22 protein-coding genes and 1 other annotated feature are annotated in these 24,232 nt (G+C 41.9%); of the genes, 13 read left to right on the top strand and 9 right to left on the bottom strand.

The genetic code is table 11. From position 1 onward, the window contains the following. Positions 1–65: 65 nt before the first annotated feature. Complete coding sequence (gene radA, locus PR761_RS08240) at positions 66–1,448, top strand: DNA repair protein RadA (protein WP_272519349.1); 1,383 nt, start codon at positions 66–68, stop codon at positions 1,446–1,448. 124 nt (positions 1,449–1,572) lie between these two features. After that, positions 1,573–2,811, top strand: coding sequence for a multifunctional transcriptional regulator/nicotinamide-nucleotide adenylyltransferase/ribosylnicotinamide kinase NadR (gene nadR, locus PR761_RS08235; protein ID WP_112836153.1), 1,239 nt, complete (start codon positions 1,573–1,575; stop codon positions 2,809–2,811). 48 nt (positions 2,812–2,859) lie between these two features. Here nadR and ettA read toward each other — a convergent pair whose 3' ends face one another. Beyond that, positions 2,860–4,527 carry an energy-dependent translational throttle protein EttA gene (gene ettA / locus PR761_RS08230; protein ID WP_039855637.1) on the bottom strand — a complete coding sequence of 556 codons (1,668 nt, stop codon included), beginning with the start codon at positions 4,525–4,527 and terminating at the stop codon, positions 2,860–2,862. Between the two features lie 437 nt (positions 4,528–4,964). Here ettA and PR761_RS08225 point away from each other — a divergent pair, with 437 nt between their 5' ends. From PR761_RS08225 to trpR, 3 genes are all read left to right on the top strand, one after another. Next, positions 4,965–5,546, top strand: a complete 582-nt coding sequence (locus PR761_RS08225; protein WP_006815873.1) for an NleF caspase inhibitor — start codon at positions 4,965–4,967, stop codon at positions 5,544–5,546. A 275-nt stretch (positions 5,547–5,821) separates the two neighbouring features. After that, the gene (gene sltY / locus PR761_RS08220; protein WP_126436376.1) at positions 5,822–7,750 is read left to right on the top strand and encodes a murein transglycosylase; all 1,929 of its coding nucleotides are present in this window, start codon (positions 5,822–5,824) and stop codon (positions 7,748–7,750) included. Between the two features lie 80 nt (positions 7,751–7,830). Next, the gene (gene trpR / locus PR761_RS08215; RefSeq protein WP_112836155.1) at positions 7,831–8,148 is read left to right on the top strand and encodes a trp operon repressor; all 318 of its coding nucleotides are present in this window, start codon (positions 7,831–7,833) and stop codon (positions 8,146–8,148) included. A 73-nt stretch (positions 8,149–8,221) separates the two neighbouring features. On the opposite strand, the gene yjjX is transcribed toward trpR, so the two are convergent. Next, positions 8,222–8,758, bottom strand: a complete 537-nt coding sequence (gene yjjX, locus PR761_RS08210; RefSeq protein WP_006815869.1) for an inosine/xanthosine triphosphatase — start codon at positions 8,756–8,758, stop codon at positions 8,222–8,224. Positions 8,759–8,810: 52 nt separating this feature from the next. Between yjjX and gpmB the strand changes: the two genes are divergently transcribed. Continuing rightward, positions 8,811–9,458 (top strand): 2,3-diphosphoglycerate-dependent phosphoglycerate mutase GpmB, encoded by a 648-nt coding sequence (gene gpmB / locus PR761_RS08205; protein ID WP_006815868.1) that lies wholly within the window; start codon positions 8,811–8,813, stop codon positions 9,456–9,458. A 55-nt stretch (positions 9,459–9,513) separates the two neighbouring features. Here the strand turns inward: gpmB and robA are convergent, their stop codons facing one another. After that, positions 9,514–10,425, bottom strand: coding sequence for an MDR efflux pump AcrAB transcriptional activator RobA (gene robA, locus PR761_RS08200; protein ID WP_006815867.1), 912 nt, complete (start codon positions 10,423–10,425; stop codon positions 9,514–9,516). A 187-nt stretch (positions 10,426–10,612) separates the two neighbouring features. Between robA and creA the strand changes: the two genes are divergently transcribed. Beyond that, the gene (gene creA / locus PR761_RS08195; protein WP_154611215.1) at positions 10,613–11,116 is read left to right on the top strand and encodes a protein CreA; all 504 of its coding nucleotides are present in this window, start codon (positions 10,613–10,615) and stop codon (positions 11,114–11,116) included. 229 nt (positions 11,117–11,345) lie between these two features. On the opposite strand, the gene PR761_RS08190 is transcribed toward creA, so the two are convergent. Next, positions 11,346–12,104, bottom strand: a complete 759-nt coding sequence (locus tag PR761_RS08190) for a phosphoribosyltransferase (RefSeq protein WP_112836157.1) — start codon at positions 12,102–12,104, stop codon at positions 11,346–11,348. A 183-nt stretch (positions 12,105–12,287) separates the two neighbouring features. Next, positions 12,288–13,004 (bottom strand): two-component system response regulator ArcA, encoded by a 717-nt coding sequence (arcA, locus tag PR761_RS08185; RefSeq protein ID WP_006815864.1) that lies wholly within the window; start codon positions 13,002–13,004, stop codon positions 12,288–12,290. Positions 13,005–14,097: 1,093 nt separating this feature from the next. Here arcA and thrL point away from each other — a divergent pair. The 4 genes from thrL to thrC all read left to right on the top strand — a co-directional run bounded on the left by thrL (position 14,098) and on the right by thrC (position 18,968). Beyond that, positions 14,098–14,193, top strand: a complete 96-nt coding sequence (gene thrL, locus PR761_RS08180) for a thr operon leader peptide (RefSeq protein ID WP_071599563.1) — start codon at positions 14,098–14,100, stop codon at positions 14,191–14,193. Next, positions 14,132–14,252 (top strand) — a sequence feature (Thr leader region). Its footprint overlaps the gene before it by 62 nt. A gap of 24 nt (positions 14,253–14,276) precedes the next feature. Beyond that, positions 14,277–16,736: a bifunctional aspartate kinase/homoserine dehydrogenase I gene (gene thrA, locus PR761_RS08175; protein ID WP_112836159.1), complete on the top strand. Its 2,460-nt coding sequence runs from the start codon at positions 14,277–14,279 to the stop codon at positions 16,734–16,736. A 3-nt stretch (positions 16,737–16,739) separates the two neighbouring features. Continuing rightward, positions 16,740–17,669 (top strand): homoserine kinase, encoded by a 930-nt coding sequence (gene thrB, locus PR761_RS08170; protein WP_112836161.1) that lies wholly within the window; start codon positions 16,740–16,742, stop codon positions 17,667–17,669. A 3-nt stretch (positions 17,670–17,672) separates the two neighbouring features. Beyond that, positions 17,673–18,968, top strand: a complete 1,296-nt coding sequence (gene thrC, locus PR761_RS08165) for a threonine synthase (protein WP_006815859.1) — start codon at positions 17,673–17,675, stop codon at positions 18,966–18,968. A gap of 61 nt (positions 18,969–19,029) precedes the next feature. Here the strand turns inward: thrC and PR761_RS08160 are convergent, their stop codons facing one another. From PR761_RS08160 to yaaA, 4 genes are all read right to left on the bottom strand, one after another. Beyond that, the gene (locus PR761_RS08160; RefSeq protein WP_223844759.1) at positions 19,030–19,521 is read right to left on the bottom strand and encodes a hypothetical protein; all 492 of its coding nucleotides are present in this window, start codon (positions 19,519–19,521) and stop codon (positions 19,030–19,032) included. A gap of 191 nt (positions 19,522–19,712) precedes the next feature. Further along, positions 19,713–19,922, bottom strand: a complete 210-nt coding sequence (locus tag PR761_RS08155; protein WP_006815857.1) for a hypothetical protein — start codon at positions 19,920–19,922, stop codon at positions 19,713–19,715. Between the two features lie 230 nt (positions 19,923–20,152). Continuing rightward, positions 20,153–21,148 (bottom strand): aldo/keto reductase, encoded by a 996-nt coding sequence (locus PR761_RS08150; protein ID WP_039855630.1) that lies wholly within the window; start codon positions 21,146–21,148, stop codon positions 20,153–20,155. Between the two features lie 196 nt (positions 21,149–21,344). Next, positions 21,345–22,121: a peroxide stress protein YaaA gene (gene yaaA, locus PR761_RS08145; RefSeq protein WP_006815855.1), complete on the bottom strand. Its 777-nt coding sequence runs from the start codon at positions 22,119–22,121 to the stop codon at positions 21,345–21,347. A gap of 366 nt (positions 22,122–22,487) precedes the next feature. On the opposite strand from yaaA, the gene tal reads away from it, so the two are divergent. Together tal and mog are read left to right on the top strand one after the other, a co-directional pair. Beyond that, entirely contained in the window at positions 22,488–23,441 is a 954-nt protein-coding gene (gene tal / locus PR761_RS08140; RefSeq protein WP_039855672.1) for a transaldolase, read from the top strand. Between the two features lie 205 nt (positions 23,442–23,646). After that, the gene (mog, locus tag PR761_RS08135; protein ID WP_006815852.1) at positions 23,647–24,231 is read left to right on the top strand and encodes a molybdopterin adenylyltransferase; all 585 of its coding nucleotides are present in this window, start codon (positions 23,647–23,649) and stop codon (positions 24,229–24,231) included. Position 24,232 lies beyond the last annotated feature (1 nt).

Below are 24,232 nucleotides of genomic sequence, written 5' to 3'. Positions count from 1 at the left end.
GTCAAAGAATTAAAGATTTAAAAATAAAGCGCTAAATATTTTTATTGGGTGATTAAGGAGTTGCTGTGGCGAAAGGTGCAAAAAGGGCATTTGTGTGTAATGAGTGTGGGGCGGATTATCCGCGCTGGCAAGGGCAGTGTAGTGCCTGTAATGCATGGAATACCATTACGGAAGTGCGCTTGGCATCGACGGCGGCGGCTCGTGCAGATAGGCTGACGGGGTATGCAGGAAATGCGGCTGGCGTCAGTAAAGTCCAAAAACTGTCTGAAATTAGCCTCGAAGAACTGCCGCGTTTTACCACGAGATTTAAAGAATTTGACCGCGTGTTGGGGGGAGGGGTAGTACCGGGAAGTGCAATTTTGATCGGGGGAAGCCCGGGGGCAGGTAAAAGTACCCTATTGCTGCAAACCATGTGCTTGCTATCCCGAGAAATGAAAACCCTGTATGTGACTGGGGAGGAATCCCTACAGCAAGTCGCGATGCGTGCTCACCGTTTAGGGTTACCAACAGATTCACTGAATATGTTGTCGGAAACCAGTATTGAACAAATCTGCCTGACTGCTGAGCAAGAACAGCCTAAATTGATGGTGATCGACTCCATTCAGGTCATGCATATGGCGGATATCCAATCCTCGCCGGGTAGCGTCGCGCAAGTGCGTGAAACCGCCGCCTATCTGACTCGCTTTGCCAAAACTCGCGGCGTGGCGATCATCATGGTCGGTCATGTCACCAAAGATGGCTCACTGGCGGGACCTAAAGTCCTTGAACACTGCATTGACTGTTCGATTATGCTCGATGGTGATGCGGATAACCGTTTTCGTACCTTACGCAGCCACAAAAACCGCTTTGGTGCCGTCAATGAGCTGGGCGTATTTGCCATGACCGAACAAGGCTTAAAAGAGGTCAGCAACCCATCCGCTATCTTTTTAAGTCGTGGAGATGAAGTGACGTCTGGTAGCTCGGTGATGGTAGTGTGGGAAGGTACGCGCCCATTACTGGTCGAAATTCAAGCCCTTGTCGACCATTCTATGATGTCCAATCCACGCCGTGTTGCCGTCGGTTTAGAACAAAACCGTTTGGCTATTTTGCTGGCGGTGCTGCATCGTCATGGCGGGCTACAAATGTCCGACCAAGATGTGTTTGTGAATGTGGTCGGTGGCGTCAAAGTGACGGAAACCAGCGCTGACCTTGCGTTGCTATTATCTTTAGTGTCGAGTTTCCGAGACCGTCCTTTACCTCGCGATTTAGTGGTGTTTGGTGAAGTTGGACTGGCAGGAGAAATCCGCCCTGTACCGAGTGGGCAAGAACGTATTTCAGAAGCGGCAAAACATGGTTTCAAACGCGCTATCGTTCCCCATGCCAATATGCCAAAAAAATTACCGGCTGATATGAAAGTGTATGGGGTGAAGAAGTTAGCGGATGCGTTAAGTATTCTCGATGAGCTCTAAATTATCGTCATGCTCCGCGCTGTTGCTTGCGCCTAGCGACAACACGGATCATTTAGATAATGATGCGATAGCGAGAGAAAAGATTCTCTGTTAAAAAGGGAATAAAAGCGAAAGGACAAATAATATGGCTGAATTTGATTATCTAAAAAGTGCCATCAAGGGTGCTGGTTATACATTACAGCAAGTGGCTGATGCAACAGAGATGACCAAAGGGTATCTCAGCCAGTTAATTAATGACAAAATCAAAAGTCCGAGTGCTCAAAAAATTGCTGCACTTCATCGTTTCTTAGGCTTGGAGTATCCCATCCAACAAAAAACGATTGGCGTGGTATTCGGTAAATTTTATCCGTTACATACGGGGCACATTTATTTGATTCAGCGAGCTTGTAGCCAAGTTGATGAGCTGCATGTAATTTTATGTCACGACGAGCCTCGCGATAAAGAGCTATTTGTGAATAGCTCCATGTCTCAACAGCCTACCGTGAGTGACCGACTGCGCTGGTTGCTACAAACCTTTAAGTATCAAAAAAATATTCATATTCACTCATTTGATGAGCAAGGAATTGAGCCTTATCCTCACGGTTGGGAAGTGTGGAGCGAAGGAATGAAAGGCTTTATGAAAAAGCACAATATTCATCCTAGCTTTATCTATTCTGGTGAGTCAAATGATGTTCAACGTTATAAAAAACACCTTGGGATCGAAACTATCTTGATTGATCCTGAACGCACCTTTATGAATATCAGTGGAAATCAAATTCGTCAGGCGCCATTCCGTTATTGGGAATATATTCCAACCGAAGTGAAGCCTTTCTTTGTACGTAAAGTGGCAATTTTAGGTGGCGAATCTAGCGGGAAATCAACGCTAGTGAATAAGCTGGCGAATATTTTTAATACTACCAGTGCGTGGGAGTATGGGCGCGATTATGTCTTCAGCCATTTGGGTGGTGATGAGATGGCGCTGCAATATTCTGATTACGATAAAATTGCGTTAGGGCATGCCCAGTATATTGATTTTGCAGTGAAGTATGCGAACAAAGTGGCCTTCATTGATACGGATTTTGTCACCACTCAAGCATTTTGTCTGCGTTATGAGGGTAAAGAGCACCCTTTCGTGCAGGCATTGATTGACGAGTATCGTTTTGATTTGGTGATTGTGCTGGAGAATAATACGCCGTGGGTGGCGGATGGGTTACGTAGTTTAGGCAGTGATAAAGACCGCATGGAGTTTCAAACTTTATTGATTGAGATGCTGAAGAAAAACAGTATTGATTTTGTCCATGTGGAATCCTCAGACTATGACTCACGTTTCTTAGAGTGTGTTTCGTTAGTTCAGCAATTACTGATGCTAGATAACTCAATGTAATTAAAAAAACGGCACCCAAAGGTGCCGTTTTTTGATCATAAAAAGGGACTATTTAGTCATCTTTTTATACTTGATACGATGTGGTTGCAACGCATCAGCACCTAAAGTACGTTTCTTGTAATCTTCGTACTCAGAGAAGTTACCTTCGAAGAAGGTAATGTTGCCTTCATCTTGGTAATCGATGATGTGAGTCGCGATACGGTCAAGGAACCAACGGTCATGGGAAATAACCATTGCACAGCCTGGGAATTCTAACAGGGCGTTTTCCAGTGCGCGTAAAGTTTCAACATCAAGGTCATTGGTTGGTTCATCGAGGAGCAGCATGTTACCGCCAACTTGCAGCAGTTTTGCCAGATGTAAACGACCACGCTCACCACCAGATAGCTCACCGACACGTTTACCTTGGTCAATGCCTTTAAAGTTAAAGCGACCAACATAAGCACGGCTTGGGATCTCAAAGTTACCGATACGCATGATATCTTGACCATTGGAAATCTCTTCCCATACAGTTTTGCTATCATCCATCGCATCACGGAACTGATCCACGGAAGCAATCTTCACGGTATCACCCAACGTGATTGAGCCAGAATCCGGTTGTTCTTGACCTGAAATCATGCGGAATAGGGTTGATTTACCCGCACCGTTCGGACCGATGATCCCCACGATCGCCCCTTTCGGGATCGAGAAGCTCAGGTTGTCGATCAGTACACGATCCCCATAAGATTTACTCAGGTTTTCAATTTCGAGTACTTTGTCACCCAGACGTGGTCCAGGTGGAATAAACAGCTCGCTGGTTTCGTTACGTTTTTGGTATTCGACGCTGTTAAGTTCTTCAAAGCGAGCCAGACGCGCTTTACCTTTCGATTGGCGGCCTTTAGGATTTTGACGGATCCACTCAAGTTCTTTCTCGATGGATTTACGACGAGCAGCTTCAGTTGACGCTTCTTGCGCCAGACGCTCATCTTTTTGTTCCAACCAAGAAGAGTAGTTACCTTCCCAAGGAATACCTTCACCACGGTCAAGTTCGAGGATCCAGCCTGCGACGTTATCGAGGAAGTAACGGTCATGGGTAATTGCCACAACGGTGCCCTCGTAGTCATGCAGGAAGCGCTCTAACCAAGCTACGGATTCAGCATCCAAGTGGTTAGTCGGTTCATCGAGTAGCAACATGTCAGGTTTTTCTAACAGTAGGCGGCAAATTGCCACTCGGCGGCGTTCACCACCAGAGAGGTTTTCAATTTTGGCATCCCAAGCTGGTAAGCGTAATGCATCCGCGGCACGCTCAAGTTGGTTATCCAAATTATGGCCATCATGAGCGGCGATAATTGCTTCTAGCTCACCTTGCTCTTTGGCTAATTTATCAAAATCCGCATCAGGATCGGCATACAGAGCATAAACCTCATCAAGACGGTTTAATGCTTGTTTCACTTCACCTACGGCTTCTTCAACCGCTTCACGTACAGTGTGCTCAAGGTTCAGTTTTGGTTCTTGTGGCAGATAACCAATTTTAATGCCTGGCTGAGGACGTGCTTCCCCTTCAATATCCGTATCAATACCCGCCATAATGCGCAGTAAGGTGGATTTACCAGCACCGTTAAGACCTAAAACACCAATTTTAGCTCCAGGAAAGAAGCTCAGAGAGATGTTTTTTAAAATATGACGTTTCGGTGGAACAATTTTTCCCACTCGATACATGCTGTAGACGTATTGAGCCAATTTATCTTACCTTTTGTTTTATAAGAAAAAATTAAATATTTTTCATCTATGAGACATATCAGGGACATTTATCGCTAACTTTAGCATTTTAGTACTTCAACCTGGCAACTTATGTGCTCAGAGGGGGAATTCCCATAGACAGTAAAATCATTTGTGCCTAACTGTAATTGTTCTTGTACCTAAGTCAATAATTTCCCATATGAGAGTGCCATATCGATCAAAATTTTGTCTGTTGTTGCGATCAAACCATGAGATTGTTTATGACGCAAAGGATGGCGTTTCGTGCAATTTAGTAATCATTAACTCGTTTAAGATGGGAGCGATAACGGGATAAATAGCATGTTTTAAGCATGGTTTATTAGCGTTATAAAAATATGGACTCATTTACTTATCATTGTGTTTTTATACTGAAATAAATCTGCGTAAAAGGAATTAATATGTTTTCAGCTAATATTTCTCATCGTCATTCTGATTTAATTGATTTTAGCGATGTATCCACTCAAGGCAATACAAAAACCAATGGCTTTAATTCTTCAACGACAGTGAATGAATTAAATGCTTATCACTTATTGGATTCATCACAACAAAATGAAGTGGATAGTATGATTAATGCTTATTCAATATCGAATAAGGAACAACGAAATCAATTAAGTAGCAAAATAGATAAAATTGTTGATGATTTATTTGAGATTCGAAATTCGGTTTATCAGTTTATCAATGAAGGAACGGATAGTGTTCGCGGGGAATTCAAACCGGGGAAGAACGCTAATGATAGAGACCACTATATTAGAATGTTAGTGGCTTTTAATACGATAAATAATGGAATTGAAAAAGTGAGAGAAGACAAAGGGTTTGCAAAATGTGATGTCGATGTCAGTCTCCATCTCCACCACTCTTCTTCAGTATATGGAGACCTGCAATCATTGAATAAATTATTGAGTGAAAATAGCATGAGAGCTGATTCAACGGCTCATCTTCCGAACCTAACGTATAATAAAGGCGAACTTCAATTTGGCTAAATAGCAATCTAGGTATTATTTCTAGAACGGGAATACAGATAAATATCCCTATAATTCACGCCAACACATTTTGTTGGCGTGATGATGTTGGTTTTTCTAGCGCCTTCAACCGCCCCGCCCCCCCGCACTAATGAGTGTAAAAGTATTGTAAACTCGATAAATTCAAGAAATCTCCACTGTCACTGGCTGAAAACTTTAGGTAGCATTAATATTATTGATACATGTAATTGATGCTTTGGGTATGTTTGAGGTTTATCTCTAACAGGATTTAAGCGATGGAGCGGGTAAATATGAAAGGTTGGTTAGCGGCAGTTCCAGTGACGATGCTGTTAGTATCCACAACAGTTTGGGCGGATTCTTTACAGGCACAACGTGAACGTTATCAAGCGATTAAGCTCGCTTGGGATGCCAATAAAATGGATGAAGTAGAACGATTGTTACCAACCTTACAGGATTATCCACTCTATCCCTATTTGATTTACCGTGAGCTGTCCCAAGATTTGGATATTATCTCCCCAAGACAAGCTCAAGAATTCATTAATACCTATCCGACGTTACCTGCCGCAAAAACACTCAAAAACCGTTTTGTGAATGAGTTAGCACGTCGCCAAGAGTGGAAATCATTACTGGAATTTAGCCCTGAAGCTCCTCAACCAGCAGAAGCGCAATGTAATTTCTATTTTGCAAATTGGGCAACGGGAAATAAACAAGTTGCGTGGCAAGGTGCTGAAAAATTATGGCTCAATGGCCATTCGATGCCAGCTTCCTGCGACAAATTATTTAATGAGTGGGAAAGGGAAGGCTACCTATCGACCGATATGATTTTGGCGCGCATTCATTTAGCGATCAAAGAAGGAAATACGTCAACCGCAACTTACCTTGCTAAGCGTCTTCCGAACAGCTATAAAACGGTCGCAGATGCGTTGGTTAAATTGCAAAATGATCCGGCATCGGTAGTGGCATTCGCCAAAAACCTCACACCAACAGATTTTACTCGCCAAGCGACGATAGCGGGTTTTAGTCGCTTTGCACGTCAATCACCGGATGAAGCGCGTGCCGCTTTAGCGGGAATTAGTTCTGCCCAGAAAATGAATATGGCAGAAACCCAGCAACTCAAAGATAGCGTAGCATGGCAATACATGGGGGATGTAACCCCTGAGCAGGCAATGTGGCGTGATGAAACTATCCGTGAAACGAATTCAGCAACCTTAAAAGAGCGCCGCGTGCGCTTGGCCTTGGGGCAAGGTGACAAAGCGGGCGTCGCAACGTGGTTGAAGCAACTTCCTAATGAAGTGAAAAATAAGGAAGAGTGGCAATATTGGCAGGCGATGACATTAATTGATCAAGGTAAAACCGCAGAAGGGGAAACACTACTGCGCCAGTTAACGTCAAAACGTGGTTTTTATCCAATGGTTGCGGCTCAGCAGCTGAAAATGGATTATCCCGTGTATGTGAATAAAGCCGTACAACCGGATGAAAGTATTCATAATATGCCGCAAATTCAGCGTGTACGTGAATTGATGTATTGGGAAATGGATAATCTTGCGCGTTCCGAATGGATTAATTTAGTCTCTTCGATGTCTGCTAATCAGCAGGAGCAGTTAGCGCGCTATGCCTTTAACAATAAATGGGCAGATCTCAGCGTTCAAGCCACGATCACGGCGAAGTTGTGGGATCATCTGGAAGAGCGATTCCCTCTTGCATGGGAAAAGCAATTTAATACTTATACTCGTGATAAAAGCATCCAGAAAAGTTATGCAATGGCGATTGCTCGTCAAGAAAGCGCATGGAACCCTCAAGCACAATCTCCTGTGGGCGCAACGGGCTTAATGCAGTTGATGCCAGCAACAGCAAAACATACTGCGAAAAAGCAAGGTATTAGCAACTATGTGAATACCAGCCAACTGACTAACCCAGTCATGAATATTGAACTCGGAACTGCCTACTTAGATGATGTTTATCAACAGTTTGGTAATAACCGTATTTTAGCCAGTGCGGCTTATAATGCGGGGCCATCACGAGTGAATCGTTGGTTAGGTAACAGTGCAGGGCGTATTGATGCAATTGCATTCGTAGAAAGTATTCCATTCTCCGAGACCCGTGGCTATGTGAAAAATGTACTGTCTTATGATTTATTTTATAAGCATTTCTTAGGGGAGAAAGGGAATGTGTTATCTGCTTCTGAATGGAATATGAAATACTGATTCTTATTTTATTTTTAACTATGACGGATAGCGTTCTGTGCTATTATTTGTACTAGTTTAATAGTATGGAAGGTAAGGCGATGACTGTAGAATATACCCCTGATCCGGCATTAACCGCCGATGAGAATGCAGATTGGCAACGTTTTGTGGAACTGCTGCAAATGGCATTTGAACAAAATATACAGCATTCAATTCTTCAGCTATTACTCACTCCGGATGAACGGACAGCGCTAGGAACTCGAGTGAGGATAGTGCAAGAGTTGATGCGAGGTGAAATGAGCCAACGAGAGTTAAAAAATGAGTTAGGTGTTGGGATCGCAACCATTACTCGTGGGTCGAATAGTTTGAAATCAGCACCGATTCCGGTCAAAGAGTGGCTAGAGTCGAAATTACTTTAGTCTTATTTAACCAAAAAGCAGGGCTCCCAATGATTGAGAGCCCTGCATGCATTTTAAATTGTTTCGGGTATAATTAATCGTCTATCTGGTTTAGCTCTTTATAAATTTCGTGCTTAATAGGAACTAAGGCAAGTATTAAGGCTTGTTGATAAACACTGGTGCGCGTCAGAACGCCATTGGTGAAAAAGCCAATAGCGCCACCTTGTTGCTTGATATTATCAATACCGGTTAAGAATGCCATTTCGTCGCCAAGCTCACGCCCTTCACGGATCCCCGCAAGAATTTTTTCTGGGATCATGATACTGGCAGAACGAGATTCTCCACGAATTTGGCTGTGTTCGATAACAATCCAAGCGAATGTCATATCATCTTCGACGCCAGCTTCAATACCGACCCAAAAGTCAGCTTCTGGGCGAACTTGTCTCGATGCCATCACTCGTTGTCTTGCACCTGTACGGGTTTCATTATTACCGATAGGTTGCTGTGGAACGCTGCTATCGACATTAATATCTTCAATTTGATAACTGCCTGGTCCAAAAACAGCATCGAAAGCAAGATGAATTGCTTTAATTTTGGCAGGATTAGTCGTTGCAGCTATAACTTGGTACATTAATTATTTTCCTTTGAACACATACTTTGCACAGTAATAACGGAACACATCTATGTTACAGGTTTATCTTGTTCGCCATGGCGAAACTGAATGGAACGTTGCTCGTCGCATACAGGGTCAATCAGATAGCCCTCTGACGGCTCTTGGTCGTAAACAGGCGGAACAAGTCGCCAATCGGGTCAAATCAGAAGGTATTACCCATATTATCACTAGTGATATGGGACGCACACGCGAAACTGCACAAATTATTGCGGATGTTTGCGGTTGTGAAATTATCACAGAACCGCGTTTACGTGAACTAAATATGGGCGTATTAGAACAGAGAGAGATTGATTCACTCACCGAGCAGGAGGAGCAATGGCGTCAGAGCTTGATCAATGGCGCTGATGGCGGACGTATTCCTAATGGTGAATCAATGGATGAATTGTTTACGCGCATGTTTGCAGCATTGAATCGTTGCCTTGAATTACCTGAAGATAGCCGCCCATTGCTGGTTAGCCACGGTTTAGCGCTAAGTACTTTATTAAGTCGTATCTTAGGGGTTCCTGCTAATTCACCGCGTCGTTTACGATTGCGTAATTGCTCCCTTTCTCGAGTGGATTACCAAAATAGCCCATGGTTAGCCAATGGCTGGATCGTAGAAACGGCGGGAGAGGTAACCCATTTAACGCAGCCTGCCTTAGATGAGCAGCAGGGTTAATGGTATAAAAAAGGCGTTTTCATAGAAAACGCCTCAATCACCAAAAAGACCTATTTTATTGTGCGTACTGTGTGCTATCTATTTTGATAGGTACATAATAGCTGAATGCATCAATATGGGTTTTCGGATCACTATTGCTCACATCATCAATCTCAACATCTTTAATTTTGTAATGCTCAATATCATAGCCAGGGCGACGAGTTAGGTTTAGCTTCGGCAGATAGATACCATAAATCTGATACAAAAATTCTTGTAATCTTTCTCTATTTGCTTCACCACTGAAATTGAACTTCACATATTCCCCTGCGGGAATGGTGATATGGCTGTATTGCGTATTATTGAAACTTGCATCTTCAGGTTTGACCGCTGTGGTATAAAACACGGTCTGCTCATCTTCTTTTTCAGCATTGTGAATAGCGTGATGTAAGCCAAAGACTTCAGATGCTACGCTGGTGGTATGTTCTAGGTAATAGCGCCAGAATGATTGACGCATTTGCGAACAGGCTGTTGACCACTCCTCTAAGGCGTAGGAACAGCTTTGTTCTAAACCAACCAATGATTGTTCCGGTATCTGCACAAATTCATAATTCAGAGGATGGTGATCATTCAACAAGATAGGTGGACAGATACCTGCGGCACACCACTCTTCAGTGCGGCGATAAAATGCCGGAGTTAGGTTAAATTGTTTTTTAAATGCACGAGTGAATGTCTGTTGTGAATCAAATCGGTACTGTAATGCAATATCAAGGATGGGACGGCTGGTTAGGCGCAGTGCTACAGCCGCTCGGGACAGGCGTCTTGCGCGAATATAAGCACCGATAGCTTGATCGGTTACATCCTTGAACATTCTCTGTAAATGCCACTTTGAATACCCCGCTTTAGCGGCAACATTATCTAATGATAATGGTTTATCAAGGTTATCATCTATCCAGCGAAGAAGATCGCGAATAATATTAGTTTGATCCATGGATATCCCCAAGCAATACGACTCACAGGACTGATATGAGTTATCAATGATTCGCTATTCTATAACAAGTTATCTTTTTCGTTTATAGTAAATGCGGTGTATTTAAGATTTAGTTACAAAACAGAGTGATCATCATTTTTATTATATTAAGATGCTGTAGTTAATTAAGCTGAAAAGGGAATACAGAATGCGTTTTTCTAGATTAAAAAATTACGCCTTAGGCGATGCCATAAAAAAACTCGCTATCGCATCATTACTATCGACATTCTCTTTTGCCACGGTGGCTGAAGAAATTGGCTCAGTGGATACGGTATTTAAAGTATTCGGCCCAGATCATAAAATCGTCGTCGAAGCTTTTGATGACCCCGATGTAGATAATGTAACGTGCTATTTAAGTCGTTCTAAAACAGGTGGAATTAAAGGCGGTTTAGGCTTAGCCGAAGATACGTCGGACGCCGCAATTTCTTGCCAGCAAGTAGGCCCCATCGAATTGACTGATCGTGTAAAACGTAACCCACAGAAAGGGCAGGTCGTTTTCCAAAAGAGAACTTCATTAGTCTTCAAAAAGCTGCAAGTGGTGCGTTTCTATGATCCAAAACGCAATGCGTTAATCTACTTGACGTATTCGGATAAAATGATTGATGGCTCACCAAAAAATGCATTGAGTGCAGTGCCAGTTATGCCTTGGTAGCAATATAAATGCAAAAGGCACTTTTTACAGTGCCTTTTGATTGTGCAATGTGAAACGACATTTTTACAACCTGTTAGTTGCCTTATCCGCTCTCTAAGGATGTGATTTCTGACCCTTACGGTCTGGCTACACACGCGCAGCGCGGGCGACGTTCGATAATTTATAGAGCAGGGTCGCTCATACCAGCTCTTATGGGTATCCTATCGATTATGACTATTAGAGGCAATTATTATTTTTTACTTGAGCCAAATAAGGTGAGAGCCTCAATATTAACGATTGGATATCGTTGTTTTAGTAACTTAAATGCAGCCATCAATGAGGTACCTGTTGTTACCATGTCATCAACAAGTAAAATATTGCAGGGGACAGATATATTGCTGGGTATATTTCCCCAAGTTAGCGGGTTAATATATTTTCTTAACTTGACCCGAGTAATTGATTTTATTTCAAAAGGTGTTTTGGGTGAGTTAAATGAAATAAATCGTTTAATATCCTCATGTAAGGCGGAGCGTTCGGACGATCTTATGGGCAAATTATAAAGGCTATCAAGTGTATGTTGTGCGCTATTTTTTATTATTATGTCGTGATGATACTCACCAATTCCTGAATGTTTGATTACTTTTTTAGCAAATAAAGCTGTTAAATTACTAGATGATGGTAATGGAATAAGCCAATCCCATACAAAACCAGCGGCGAGAAATTTTGGCAATATTTGTCGATAGCTTTGATTCAAATCTATTATTGAACGTCGTGTAGCTCTGACCTGGTGTAGGCCTTTTAAGGCGTAAAGCATGGGGTTATTATCCCCAATAGGTTTTCTGACATGTTTGTTTCTTCTACTTTTTGTTCTTGCAAAAATAGAGGTAACTTTTAAGTTATTATCCAATAGAGTTGTTGTAGGGTTTCCAATTGCAGTAGTAATGCAAAAATGATTATGAGAGTGATCTACCTCAACTAGCTTATTTCTTTCATCGACAACGAACCCCATATTATCCCCTCAATGTCTAAGCTAAGCTTATTTTGGATATTTAAGGGAATATATCGCTAGGTGATTCTAAAAAATATAACTGAATCAATAAAAAAGGGTACTTTAAGATAATGTTTTATAAAAAAACCGTAGTCATGAATGACTACGGTTTCATTAAATCAAGATACTGATATTAAGTGACGATTATTCGTCTAAATCACCACAAAAACGGTAACCTTCACCGTGGATGGTTGCGATGATTTCTGGGGTATCCGGTGTTGATTCAAAATGCTTACGGATACGACGGATAGTCACATCGACCGTTCTATCGTGTGGTTTTAATTCACGGCCGGTCATTTTCTTCAGTAAGTCAGCGCGAGTCTGAATTTTGCCTGGGTTTTCACAGAAGTGTAGCATTGCACGGAACTCACTACGTGGTAATTTGTAGTGCTCGCCAGCAGGGCTAACTAATGAACGGCTATTGATATCTAATTCCCAGCCATTAAATTTATAACTCTCAACGAGGCGACGTTCTTCTGTGCCACCGACTAAATTCATTGTACGAGACAATAAATTGCGTGCACGGATAGTCAGTTCACGTGGGTTGAATGGCTTGGTGATATAGTCATCAGCACCAATTTCAAGACCAAGAATTTTATCGACTTCATTGTCACGACCAGTTAAAAACATCAATGCGATACTTTCTTGCTCACGTAATTCACGAGCTAGCAGTAAACCGTTTTTACCTGGTAAGTTGATGTCCATGATAACTAAATTGATGTCATGCTCAGAGAGAACGTTATTCATCTCTTCGCCATCAGTGGCTTCATGGACCACATAACCTTCCGCTTCAAAAATACTTTTCAGCGTATTACGTGTGACAATTTCGTCTTCAACGATCAAAATGTGTGGGGTCTGCATATTTGCTACCTAAAGTATTAAAATAAAAATACTGAACTCACAAGCCGTTTCCAGTTAGGTGGTTGTTGGTATGATTATCTGGAAAATCACGTTCATGAGTATAAATTTGTCTTTACATTTATCAGTGATTTAAAGCTGCCTATCCGTTAAGCATAAGATAGTAAAACCTACCAAAATTAAAGCACTTTCCCAATATTGGGCTGTTAACAGCAATATAACAGCTAATACTGCATTTACCACCTAAAAAACTAACTTTTGTTGATACATATCAAAATCAATTGTAGCACGTTAACAAAGATTGTTAGGTAGAGAATTATACCAAATTTAGATTACTCTGAGGTATCGAATTGAGATAAAAAATAATAGTTTTAAAAATAGATAATGTTTTTATTTCATGAGTATATGGATGAGAGCCCGCATAGTTATGGGGTGCTCACTGCTGAAATTTAACTTAAAGTGGTTGAAGGAACGTTTTTTTACTGTAATTTTTTTTCTAAAAATAAGGAAGAGTAAAATCAATTTTATTAATCTAAAATCGCGTAAAAATAGCAATTCTGGTTTTTTATAACTCAAACTAGGGAATTACACCTATTCACTTTGAATTATTCCCTTTTATTTTACAAAAAATTAACAAATTAATTAAGAAATATCTGAATTCTATTTTCTTCTTTATAATAAATTTTATGGCTATTGAGTCATCAATTAATGGAATTGATTTGTGACTTGGTAAGGTGATTTTATGGTTGGCATCAATATTGATGAAAAATAATTCAAGATAAACATGGATTTTCAAAACCGTGTTTATCTCAATATTTTGATTACCTCTGAGCTAGCAATGACAGATATCAATAATTAGAATTTGATTGTTTATTGAACAATAAATGCATCCGCTATTGAAATAATATTTAAATCTGACAACTCAATGGTAATTGGTTTTTATTTCTGGATTATGGAGCTTTTGTCTGTTTTTATACAGGAATATTCCCTAAAGCTAGGTGATCTTTAATCTAGCGAAAGGGCGGAATTATGCGAGTTAGAGCAAATAAATTTGACATTTTTCAACAATTACTTTAACCGTATAGGGAGAAACTAAATGTTCCCAATGAGACAGACAGAATTTATGCGTAACATCAGCCTGACTACGATTATTACCACCACCACCGTAACCACAGGAAACGGGGCGGGCTGACGCATCCAAAAAATAAAAATGAAAAAGCCCGCATCCAAAAAGATGTGGGCTTTTTTTTGGTGTTAATTCAGGAGAGAAATACCATGCGTGTGCTTAAATTTGGCGGTACTTCGGTTGCAAATGACGAACGAGTACTGAACGTTGCTGACATCGCTGAAAGCAAATTAGCTGATGGGCAAGTGGCTCTGGTGCTATCTGCACCAGCAAAAATCACTAACCATCTCGTTGCAATGATTGAAAAAACAGTCGCGGGTCAGGATGTCATCACGCATGTGAATGATGCAGAAATGATTTTTGCTAATCTGTTAAAGGGCTTGAAAGATAAGCTACCCGGCTTCGAATATGACAAGTTAAAAAAACTAACTGAACACGAATTCGCGCAAATTAAACAAGTACTGCATGGTATTACTCTTCTTGGACAATGTCCTGACAGCATTAACGCCGCAATTATCTGTCGTGGTGAAAAACTCTCTATTGCCATCATGGAATCTGTTTTAAAAGCACGTGGTCACAAAGTTACTGTGATAAACCCAGTCGAAAGCTTGCTTGCAAAAGGTCACTATTTAGAATCCACAGTTGACATCAATGAATCAACAAAACGGATTGCAGAATTAAATATACCAAAAGACCATTTTATCTTGATGGCAGGTTTCACCGCAGGGAATGATAAAGGTGAACTCGTGGTTTTAGGGCGTAACGGCTCTGACTATTCTGCGGCGGTATTAGCGGCGTGCTTACGCGCTGATTGCTGTGAGATTTGGACTGATGTTGATGGTGTTTATACCTGTGACCCACGTTTAGTGCCTGATGCAAGATTACTCAAGGGAATGTCGTACCAAGAAGCGATGGAGCTTTCATATTTCGGCGCGAAAGTTCTTCATCCTCGCACTATTGCACCGATTGCTCAGTTCCAAATTCCTTGCTTGATCAAAAACACCACTAATCCGAGTGCTCCGGGAACGTTAATTGGGGATGGACAAACGGATGTCAGTACCCCAGTTAAAGGGATCACTAACCTGAATAATATGGCGATGATCAACGTCTCCGGTCCGGGAATGAAAGGCATGGTGGGTATGGCTGCGCGTATTTTCTCAGTCATGTCGCGTAAAGGAATCTCCGTGGTACTGATCACCCAATCGTCCTCAGAATACAGTATCAGTTTCTGTGTGCCACAAAATGAACTTCGACGAGCACGTACTGCGCTAGAAGAAGAGTTTTATTTAGAGCTGAAGGATGGGGTATTAGACCCATTAGATGTGATGGAGCAACTGGCTATCATCTCCGTTGTGGGTGACGGTATGCGTACGCTAAAAGGTATTTCAGCGCGTTTCTTCTCAGCATTGACTCGTGGCAATATTAATATCGTGGCGATTGCTCAGGGGTCCTCTGAGCGCTCTATTTCCGCGGTTATTGCCAATGAATCAGCGACAACGGCGGTACGCTTATGTCACCAAATGCTCTTCAATGCAGAACAAGTGATCGAGGCCTTTATAGTGGGTGTCGGTGGGGTTGGTAATGCGCTGATTGAGCAGATTCATCGCCAGCAACAATGGCTAAAACAGAAACATATTGACCTGCGTGTGTGCGGTATCGCGAACTCAAGAGCGATGCTAACTAATATGCAAGGTATTGATTTAGATAACTGGAAAGCGGAACTCGCTGAAGCAAAAGAGCCATTTAGTCTTAGCCGCTTGATCCGCTTAGAGCGTGAATATCACTTCTTGAATCCAGTAATTATCGACTGTACATCAAATCAAGAAATTGCTGAGCAGTATGTTAATTTCTTAAAAGATGGTTTTAACGTTGTGACGCCGAATAAAAAAGCCAACACATTGTCGATGGATTATTACCATCAGCTACGTGAAGCATCAGAGAATTCTAAACGTAAATTCTTATATGACACTAACGTTGGCGCAGGTTTACCGGTAATCGAGAATCTTCAAAACTTACTCAATGCTGGGGATGAGCTGGTTCATTTCAGCGGTATTTTGTCTGGCTCCCTTTCGTTTATTTTCGGTAAGTTAGACGAAGGCATGTCATTGTCTGAAGCGACAACATTGGCAAAAGAGAAAGGCTTTACAGAGCCGGATCCTCGTGATGATTTATCCGGTATGGATGTAGCACGTAAATTATTAATTCTTGCCCGTGAAGCGGGATATAAATTAGAACTGGAAGATATTGAAATTGAATCAGTATTACCCGCTGATTTTGACAGTTCAGGTAACGTGACTGAATTTATGGCACGTTTACCCCAGCTAGATGCCCCATTTGCTGAGCGCATAAAAGCCGCAGAGGCAGAAGAAAAAGTGTTACGCTATGTCGGTCTTATCGAAGAAGGTCGCTGTCAGGTGAAAATTGTCGCCGTTGATGGTAACGACCCACTGTTTAAAGTGAAAAATGGCGAAAACGCACTGGCATTCTATACGCGCTATTACCAGCCAATTCCTTTAGTGTTAAGAGGCTATGGTGCCGGTAATGATGTAACTGCGGCGGGTGTATTTGCGGATATGCTGCGTACCCTATCATGGAAATTGGGAGTTTAAGAAGTGATTAAAGTTTATGCACCTGCTTCAATTGGGAATGTGAGCGTTGGGTTTGATGTGCTTGGCGCGGCAGTTTCACCTATTGATGGCTCATTATTAGGTGACTGTGTCAGTATTGAAGCGGCGGATACTTTTTCATTAACCAATCAAGGTCGATTCGTTAGCAAGCTGCCAAAGAAAATGGAACACAACATTGTTTATCAATGTTGGGAACTGTTTTGTGAGCGTCTTGGTAAAAAACTGAATGTGGCAATGGTTCTCGAAAAAAATATGCCCATTGGTTCTGGCTTGGGATCAAGTGCATGTTCAGTGGTTGCCGCACTGATGGCGCTCAATGAATTTGCAGGTAAACCGTTTGACCAAACTGAACTGCTTGGGATGATGGGGGTCTTGGAAGGACGCATTTCAGGAAGTATTCATTATGATAATGTTGCACCTTGCTACCTCGGCGGCTTACAGCTGATTATAGAGCAAAATGGCATTATTTCGCAGCCGGTTCCTGCCTTTAAAAATTGGTATTGGGTAATGGCTTATCCGGGGATTAAAGTCTCCACTGCGGAAGCGCGCGCCATTTTACCAGATAGCTATTCTCGCCATGACATTGTGAACCATGGGCGATATTTATCAGGCTTTATCCACGCTTGCCATACTAACCAGCCAGAATTGGCGCTCACAATGATCAAAGATGTGGTTGCCGAGCCATACCGAACTCAATTACTGCCGGGTTTTGCTCAAGCTCGTGAGCATGCTAAACAAATTGGGGCGCTAGCCTGTGGAATTTCAGGTTCAGGTCCAACCTTGTTCACCATTAGCGATGATATAAAAATCGCGCAAGAAATGGTGGAGTACCTAAAACAACATTACATTCAAAATGATGAAGGCTTTGTGCATATCTGCCATTTAGATCTGGTCGGTGCAAGGACAATAGGGTAAACGATGAAACTGTATAATTTAAAAGATAACAATGAACAAGTCAGCTTCGCGCAAGCCGTGAAACAAGGTTTAGGTAAGCAGCAAGGTCTGTTTTTCCCGCAAGATTTACCCGCTTTTAGTGCGAGTGAAATAGATGAATTATTAAAACTGGATTTTGTTACTCGCAGTAGCCGAATTTTAAGTGCATTTATCGGCGATGAAATTCCAGCAGAACAGCTACAGGCTCGTATTAAAGATGCTTTCGCATTTCCTGCCCCGGTATCTAAAGTGGAAGATGATGTGGCTACGTTAGAGCTATATCATGGGCCAACGTTAGCGTTTAAAGATTTTGGCGGGCGTTTTATGGCGCAAGCGTTAGCACAAGTTGCAGGCGGGGCGCCAGTGACTATCCTAACGGCAACTTCGGGTGATACTGGCGCAGCAGTTGCTCATGCTTTCTATGGTGTGGACAATGTTCAAGTCGTGATCCTGTATCCGGAAGGAAAAATCAGCCCACTACAAGAAAAACTGTTCTGTACACTGGGTAAAAATATCCACACAGTGGCTATCAAAGATGATTTCGATGCGTGCCAGGCATTAGTGAAGCACGCTTTCGATGATGAAGAATTGAAAAAAGCGTTGTATCTAAACTCTGCGAACTCAATCAATATTAGTCGTTTATTAGCGCAAATTTGCTACTATTTTGAAGCTGTCGCTCAAATCCCAGCAGAGAAACGGGATCAATTGGTGATTTCGGTACCAAGTGGTAACTTTGGGGATCTAACAGCGGGATTACTCGCGAAATCGATGGGATTACCGGTTAAGCGCTTTATTGCGGCGACGAATGTCAATGATACTGTTCCTCGTTATTTAGAGGATGGCAAATGGACACCACATCAAACGGTCGCTACTTTATCGAATGCGATGGATGTGAGCCAACCAAATAACTGGCCACGAATTGAAGAGCTATTCCGTCGTAAAGGTTGGTCATTAGACGAGCTGGGTCATGGGGTAGTCAATGATGAAGTGACTAGAGAAACGGTACGTGAATTAGATAAAAAAGGGTATTTATCTGAGCCTCATGCCGCAGTCGCTTATCGTGTTCTGCGTGATCAACTGCAAGATGGTGAATATGGCTTATTCTTAGGAACAGCTCACCCAGCGAAGTTTAAAGAGAGCGTTGAAGCTATCTTAAACAAACAAATTCCATTGCCTAAAGAATTAGCGGAACGTGCAGATTTACCGCTATTATCGCATTTTTTACCTTCTGATTTCGCTCAGCTGCGTGAATTTTTAATGAAACTAGCGCCAAAGCAATAATTAATATTGATGTTTATAACGGAAGCTGAGGCTTCCGTTTTTTATGCCGTGATCTTTACGCTTATGAATCGGTTCCATCAGAACCATTTTGTCCTCCGTTAGGGCCTCCTTTCCCGCCTTTACCGGGTTGCCCTCCAGGGCCTGAATTGCCACCACTGCCACCATTGCCACTACCAGATGCATCACCGCCATTGCCCCCATGCCCGCCATTATATCCGCCGTGACCTCCATTTCCTCCGTTACCATCGATGGAACCATTCCCACCGTTGCCGCCATTACCTAAGCCATCACCATTTCCACCGTGGCCACCATCGCCACCGCTAATACCGCCATTTCCCCCATTTCCACCATTACCATTGCTGCCTGGTGTTGCATGTCCTCCATGATTGCCATGACCATGATTTCCGCCATTGCCTCCATTCCCTCCTTGTTGACCGTCGCCGCCTCTACCCCCTTGACTGGTATTTCCATGCTGTCCGTTTGTTCCATTATTTCCATTGTACGAGAAATGAAAATAAGTATCTCGACAGTGAAAAGGTAAGCAAAGGTTCAAAATTGATTTATCATCATTAATATTTTGCTTATTTAAATGAGGTGAATATATTTGATTGTTAATAATATTATTAGAGTAACTTGAGGTTGATATAATAGAAAAAGATAGAATAGAAAAAAATGAAAATAAAGAGTAATTCGTCATAGTATGCTCCATTCCCCCATGATAAAGGGGGAAATAATTGTCTTTATTTAATTTCCGTTACCGCCATTACCACCGTTGCCACCATTTCCACCATGGCCACCGCTACCCCCGTTACCGCCGTGCCCTCCATTGCCGCCATTACCTCCATTATTCAAAAGATACTCAGTGGTTGGAGTAATGTCATTAACTTGAACAGTAGAAGCGAGAATAGATAAAGGAAATAGTAATGTGAATAATGTAATAGATAATTTTTGCATATACATACCTCATTATTAAGTGGATTGATTAAACTGCAAGGAAAGTGTAATTGACTCATTTAAAGAATAAAAGAATGTTGTTGAGGAATTAATGGATCTAATTTGTAGATGGTGAATATAAAATAATAATATATTATTTTATTCAGATGTTTATATTGAAAATTAAATAGTCGAATAATAACTCTCTCTTGACTAAATTTATTCAAGAGAGAATTGAGTAATATTAGAAATTATATGGAGTCATCTAAAATTAATTCGATAGTTTTTAACTCTTCCTGACTGAAATCACGATTTTCCATCATTCCGAGAGCATCATCGATTTGGCTAATGCGGCTGGCTCCGATTAATACGGATGTAATCCGGTCATGGCGCAGCAGCCACGCAAGGGACATTTGGCTCAGTTTTTGCCCACGAATTAAGGCTAATTCATTCAGCTTTTTGACTTTAGCGAGGACATTGGAGGTTAATCTCTCTGGCGGGAGTGAAGGGTTGCTCGCTGCCCGAGAATCTACGGGGATCCCGTTAAGATAGCGATCAGTTAAAATACCGCCAGCAAGGGGGGAATAGGCAATTGAACCAACCCCCTCTTCCTCAAGCAAATCTAATAATCCCTCTTCAGGGGTGCGTTCCAGCATTGAGTATTTTGGTTGATGAATTAGGCAGGGGGTTCCAAGTTGTCGCAAGATATTGATCGCTTCTTCGGCGGTTTCTGCGGGATAATTAGAAATGCCAACATAGAGTGCTTTACCTTGGCGCACTAGGAGATCTAAAGCGCTCATGGTTTCTTCGAGGGGAGTTTGTGGGTCGGGTCGATGATGATAAAAAATATCAACATACTCTAAACCGAGCCTTTTCAGACTCTGATTAAGGCTAGAGACTAAATATTTTTTACTTCCCCAATCCCCATAAGGACCTTCCCACATGGTGTAACCCGCTTTTGTGGAGATCACCATTTCATCTCGATAAGGCAGAAAGTCTTGTTGAAGGACCCGTCCAAATTGTTGCTCTGCGGAGCCGGGTGGTGGACCATAATTATTGGCGAGATCAAAATGCGTGATCCCATGGTCAAAGGCATGCCGTAGCATTTCTCGACAATTATCAATGGGCTTATTGTCGCCAAAATTATGCCAAAGTCCTAACGAGATTAGTGGGAGTTTTAATCCACTGCGTCCACAATGGCGATATTCCATATCAGTATAACGATGTGACGATGCGAGATACGGCATTGTTCACCTCCAAAAATTGATGATAAAGATCTCACCAAATATTGGCATAAAGGTCTCAAGGGCACTGAGGAATGAATGCTATAAAGTCACTGAAACGATTATTTTTTCAACAAAATGTGATGAGGATTTGAAATATTATGTCTGATGTTGAGTATGGCGCTTATGGGGTGTGTTAAACACCTCATAAGCGTAAATATTAGATTTGCTCTGCGCGAGTAAAAACTAGCTCATTGCCTTTAGATTGCTGCTCATCAAACTGATAGCCTTCTAAATTAAAGTCAGATAGTTGTTTTGATTGGGTTAATTTATTTTGGATAATAAAGCGGCTCATCAAGCCTCGGGCTTTTTTTGCATAAAAACTGATAACTTTATATTTGCCATTTTTTTCATCCAAAAAGACCGGTTTAATAATTTCGCCGTCTAACTTTTTGATATTTACAGATTTAAAATATTCATCGGAAGCTAAGTTCACTAGGATATTATCCCCTTGAGCCGCTAATGCTTCATTTAAATGTTGAGTAATTATATTACCCCAGAATTCATATAAATCTTTACCGCGGCTATTTTTAAGGCGAATCCCCATCTCTAAACGATAAGGCTGCATTAAATCCAATGGACGTAAAACACCATATAAACCTGACAACATACGCAAATGCTGCTGAGCAAATTCAAAGTCTGCTTGAGAAAAAGTTTCAGCTTGCATGCCAGTATAGACATCGCCTTTAAATGCCAAAATAGCTTGTCGAGCATTTCCTGGGGTAAAGTTGGGTTGCCATTCACCAAAACGAGCCGCATTTAACCCTGCGAGTTTATCGCTGATTTTCATTAAGCTAGCGATATCGGCGGGTGTTAATTTTCGACACTCTTTGATCAACTTTTCAGACTCACTGAGTAATTCGGGTTGAGTATATAACTGAGTGGCAAGTGGGCTTTCGTAGTCTAATGTTTTGGCAGGTGAAATAGTAATCAGCATAACTTGACCCTTGTTAAAGTAGAATTATTGCCTACTGTAGCAAAAAATTAATTAGAATGGCGAATTGCTGCAATAAGTAGATTCCATTTTTATTGTCTGCTCTACTGGTTCAATAAGTTATATGGGCTAAATGGATTCAGTTTTAAATTCTGCTGCGAAAACGATTGCTGATCAAATAGTTGCTTTCCAAGAGATTTCCTCGCTTGCAGCAACTTGGATGCGTGATATTATCATGAGACGGTGCGGCGCTAGCCTCAATTCCTTAATAATACGCAAAGTAGTTTAAGTTGTAGAATGGTGGTTCATAAACGTAGCCAACACCCCTACAACTTGAAATATGACGGGTATAACAACGAGATTAAAGAAATGACCGACAAACTAACCTCCTTACGTAGTCTAACAACTGTTGTTGCCGATACTGGCGACATCGAAGCGATGAAGCTGTACAAGCCACAAGATGCGACAACTAACCCATCGCTAATTTTAAATGCTGCACAAATTCCTGAATACCGTAAATTAATCGATGATGCGGTAGAGTGGGCTCGTAAGCAAAGTGATAATCGTGAACAACAAGTTGTTGATGCTTGCGACAAACTGGCTGTCAATATCGGTCTGGAAATCCTGAAATTAGTTCCGGGTCGTATCTCTACTGAAGTTGATGCGCGTCTTTCTTATGACGAAGAAGCTTGTATTACTAAAGCTCGTCGACTGATGAAAATGTATAATGAAGCCGGTATCAGCAATGACCGTATTCTGATCAAATTAGCCTCTACTTGGCAGGGTATCCGCGCTGCGGAAAAACTGGAAAAGGAAGGCATTAACTGTAACTTAACGTTATTATTCTCTTTTGCTCAAGCGCGTGCTTGTGCGGAAGCAGGTGTTTACCTGATCTCTCCATTCGTAGGTCGTATCCTCGACTGGTATAAAGCAAATACAGATAAAAAAGAGTATGCTGCTCAAGAAGATCCAGGTGTGGTTTCCGTCACTGAAATCTACAACTATTACAAAGCTCACGGCTACAAAACTGTGGTAATGGGCGCGAGTTTCCGTAACGTTGGTGAAATCATTGAACTGGCAGGTTGTGACCGTCTAACCATCTCTCCAGCTTTGCTGAAAGAGCTGTCTGAGTCACAAGGTGAATTGGTTCGTAAACTGAAAGATGAAGGTAAAACTCAAGAGCCGGGTGCTAAATTGACCGAAGCTGAGTTCTACTGGCAGCACAACCAAGATCCAATGGCAGTGGATAAACTGTCTGACGGTATCCGTAAGTTCGCTGTTGACCAAGAAAAATTAGAAAAGATGATCGCAGCGTTGCTGTAATCGTTCATTTTCTAGAAAACCCAGCTAAATTGGCTGGGTTTTTTTCTGCCTTTTTTTCATTGATTAAACTCCCAATTCCACATTTTCACACAAAAGTCCCGCTGTCAGCTGTTCTCCATCATGGTATGATGCACCGTGTTTATTGTTATTAGCGGGGAATTCCCCTGCTAAATAAACAGTTTCGATAATTAATTTTGAGGTTTGTATGAATGAGTTGCGCATAGGTCTGGTATCGGTTTCTGATCGTGCTTCAGGAGGAATTTATGAAGATAAAGGTATTCCAGCACTGGAAGAGTGGTTGACGAAAACCCTAACCACGCCTTTTCGTATAGAAACCCGTTTGATCCCAGATGAGCAAATCATGATAGAACAAACGTTGTGTGAGCTGGTGGATGAATTTTCCTGTCACTTAGTGCTGACAACTGGCGGAACGGGTCCCGCGCGTCGTGATGTCACCCCAGATGCGACATTGGCTATTGCTGACCGTGAAATGCCTGGCTTTGGTGAACAGATGCGCCAGATTAGCCTTAAATTCGTACCAACGGCTATTTTATCTCGCCAAGTCGGCGTGATCCGCAATCAGTCACTGATTTTAAACTTACCGGGGCAGCCAAAAGCGATTGCTGAAACCTTGGAAGGGCTTAAAGATAAAGAAGGGAATGTCGTGGTATCCGGTATTTTCGCGAGTGTGCCATACTGCATCCAACTCTTGGATGGTCCATATATCGAGACTGACCCAGCGATTGTTAAAGCATTCAGACCTAAATCTGCAATACGTACTGCGGAATAAT

The sequence above is a fragment of the Providencia sp. PROV210 genome, from assembly GCF_028479445.1.
In the GTDB taxonomy this organism is placed as follows: Bacteria; Pseudomonadota; Gammaproteobacteria; order Enterobacterales; family Enterobacteriaceae; genus Providencia; species Providencia rustigianii.
This window is presented reverse-complemented; position numbering and strand designations above follow the sequence as displayed.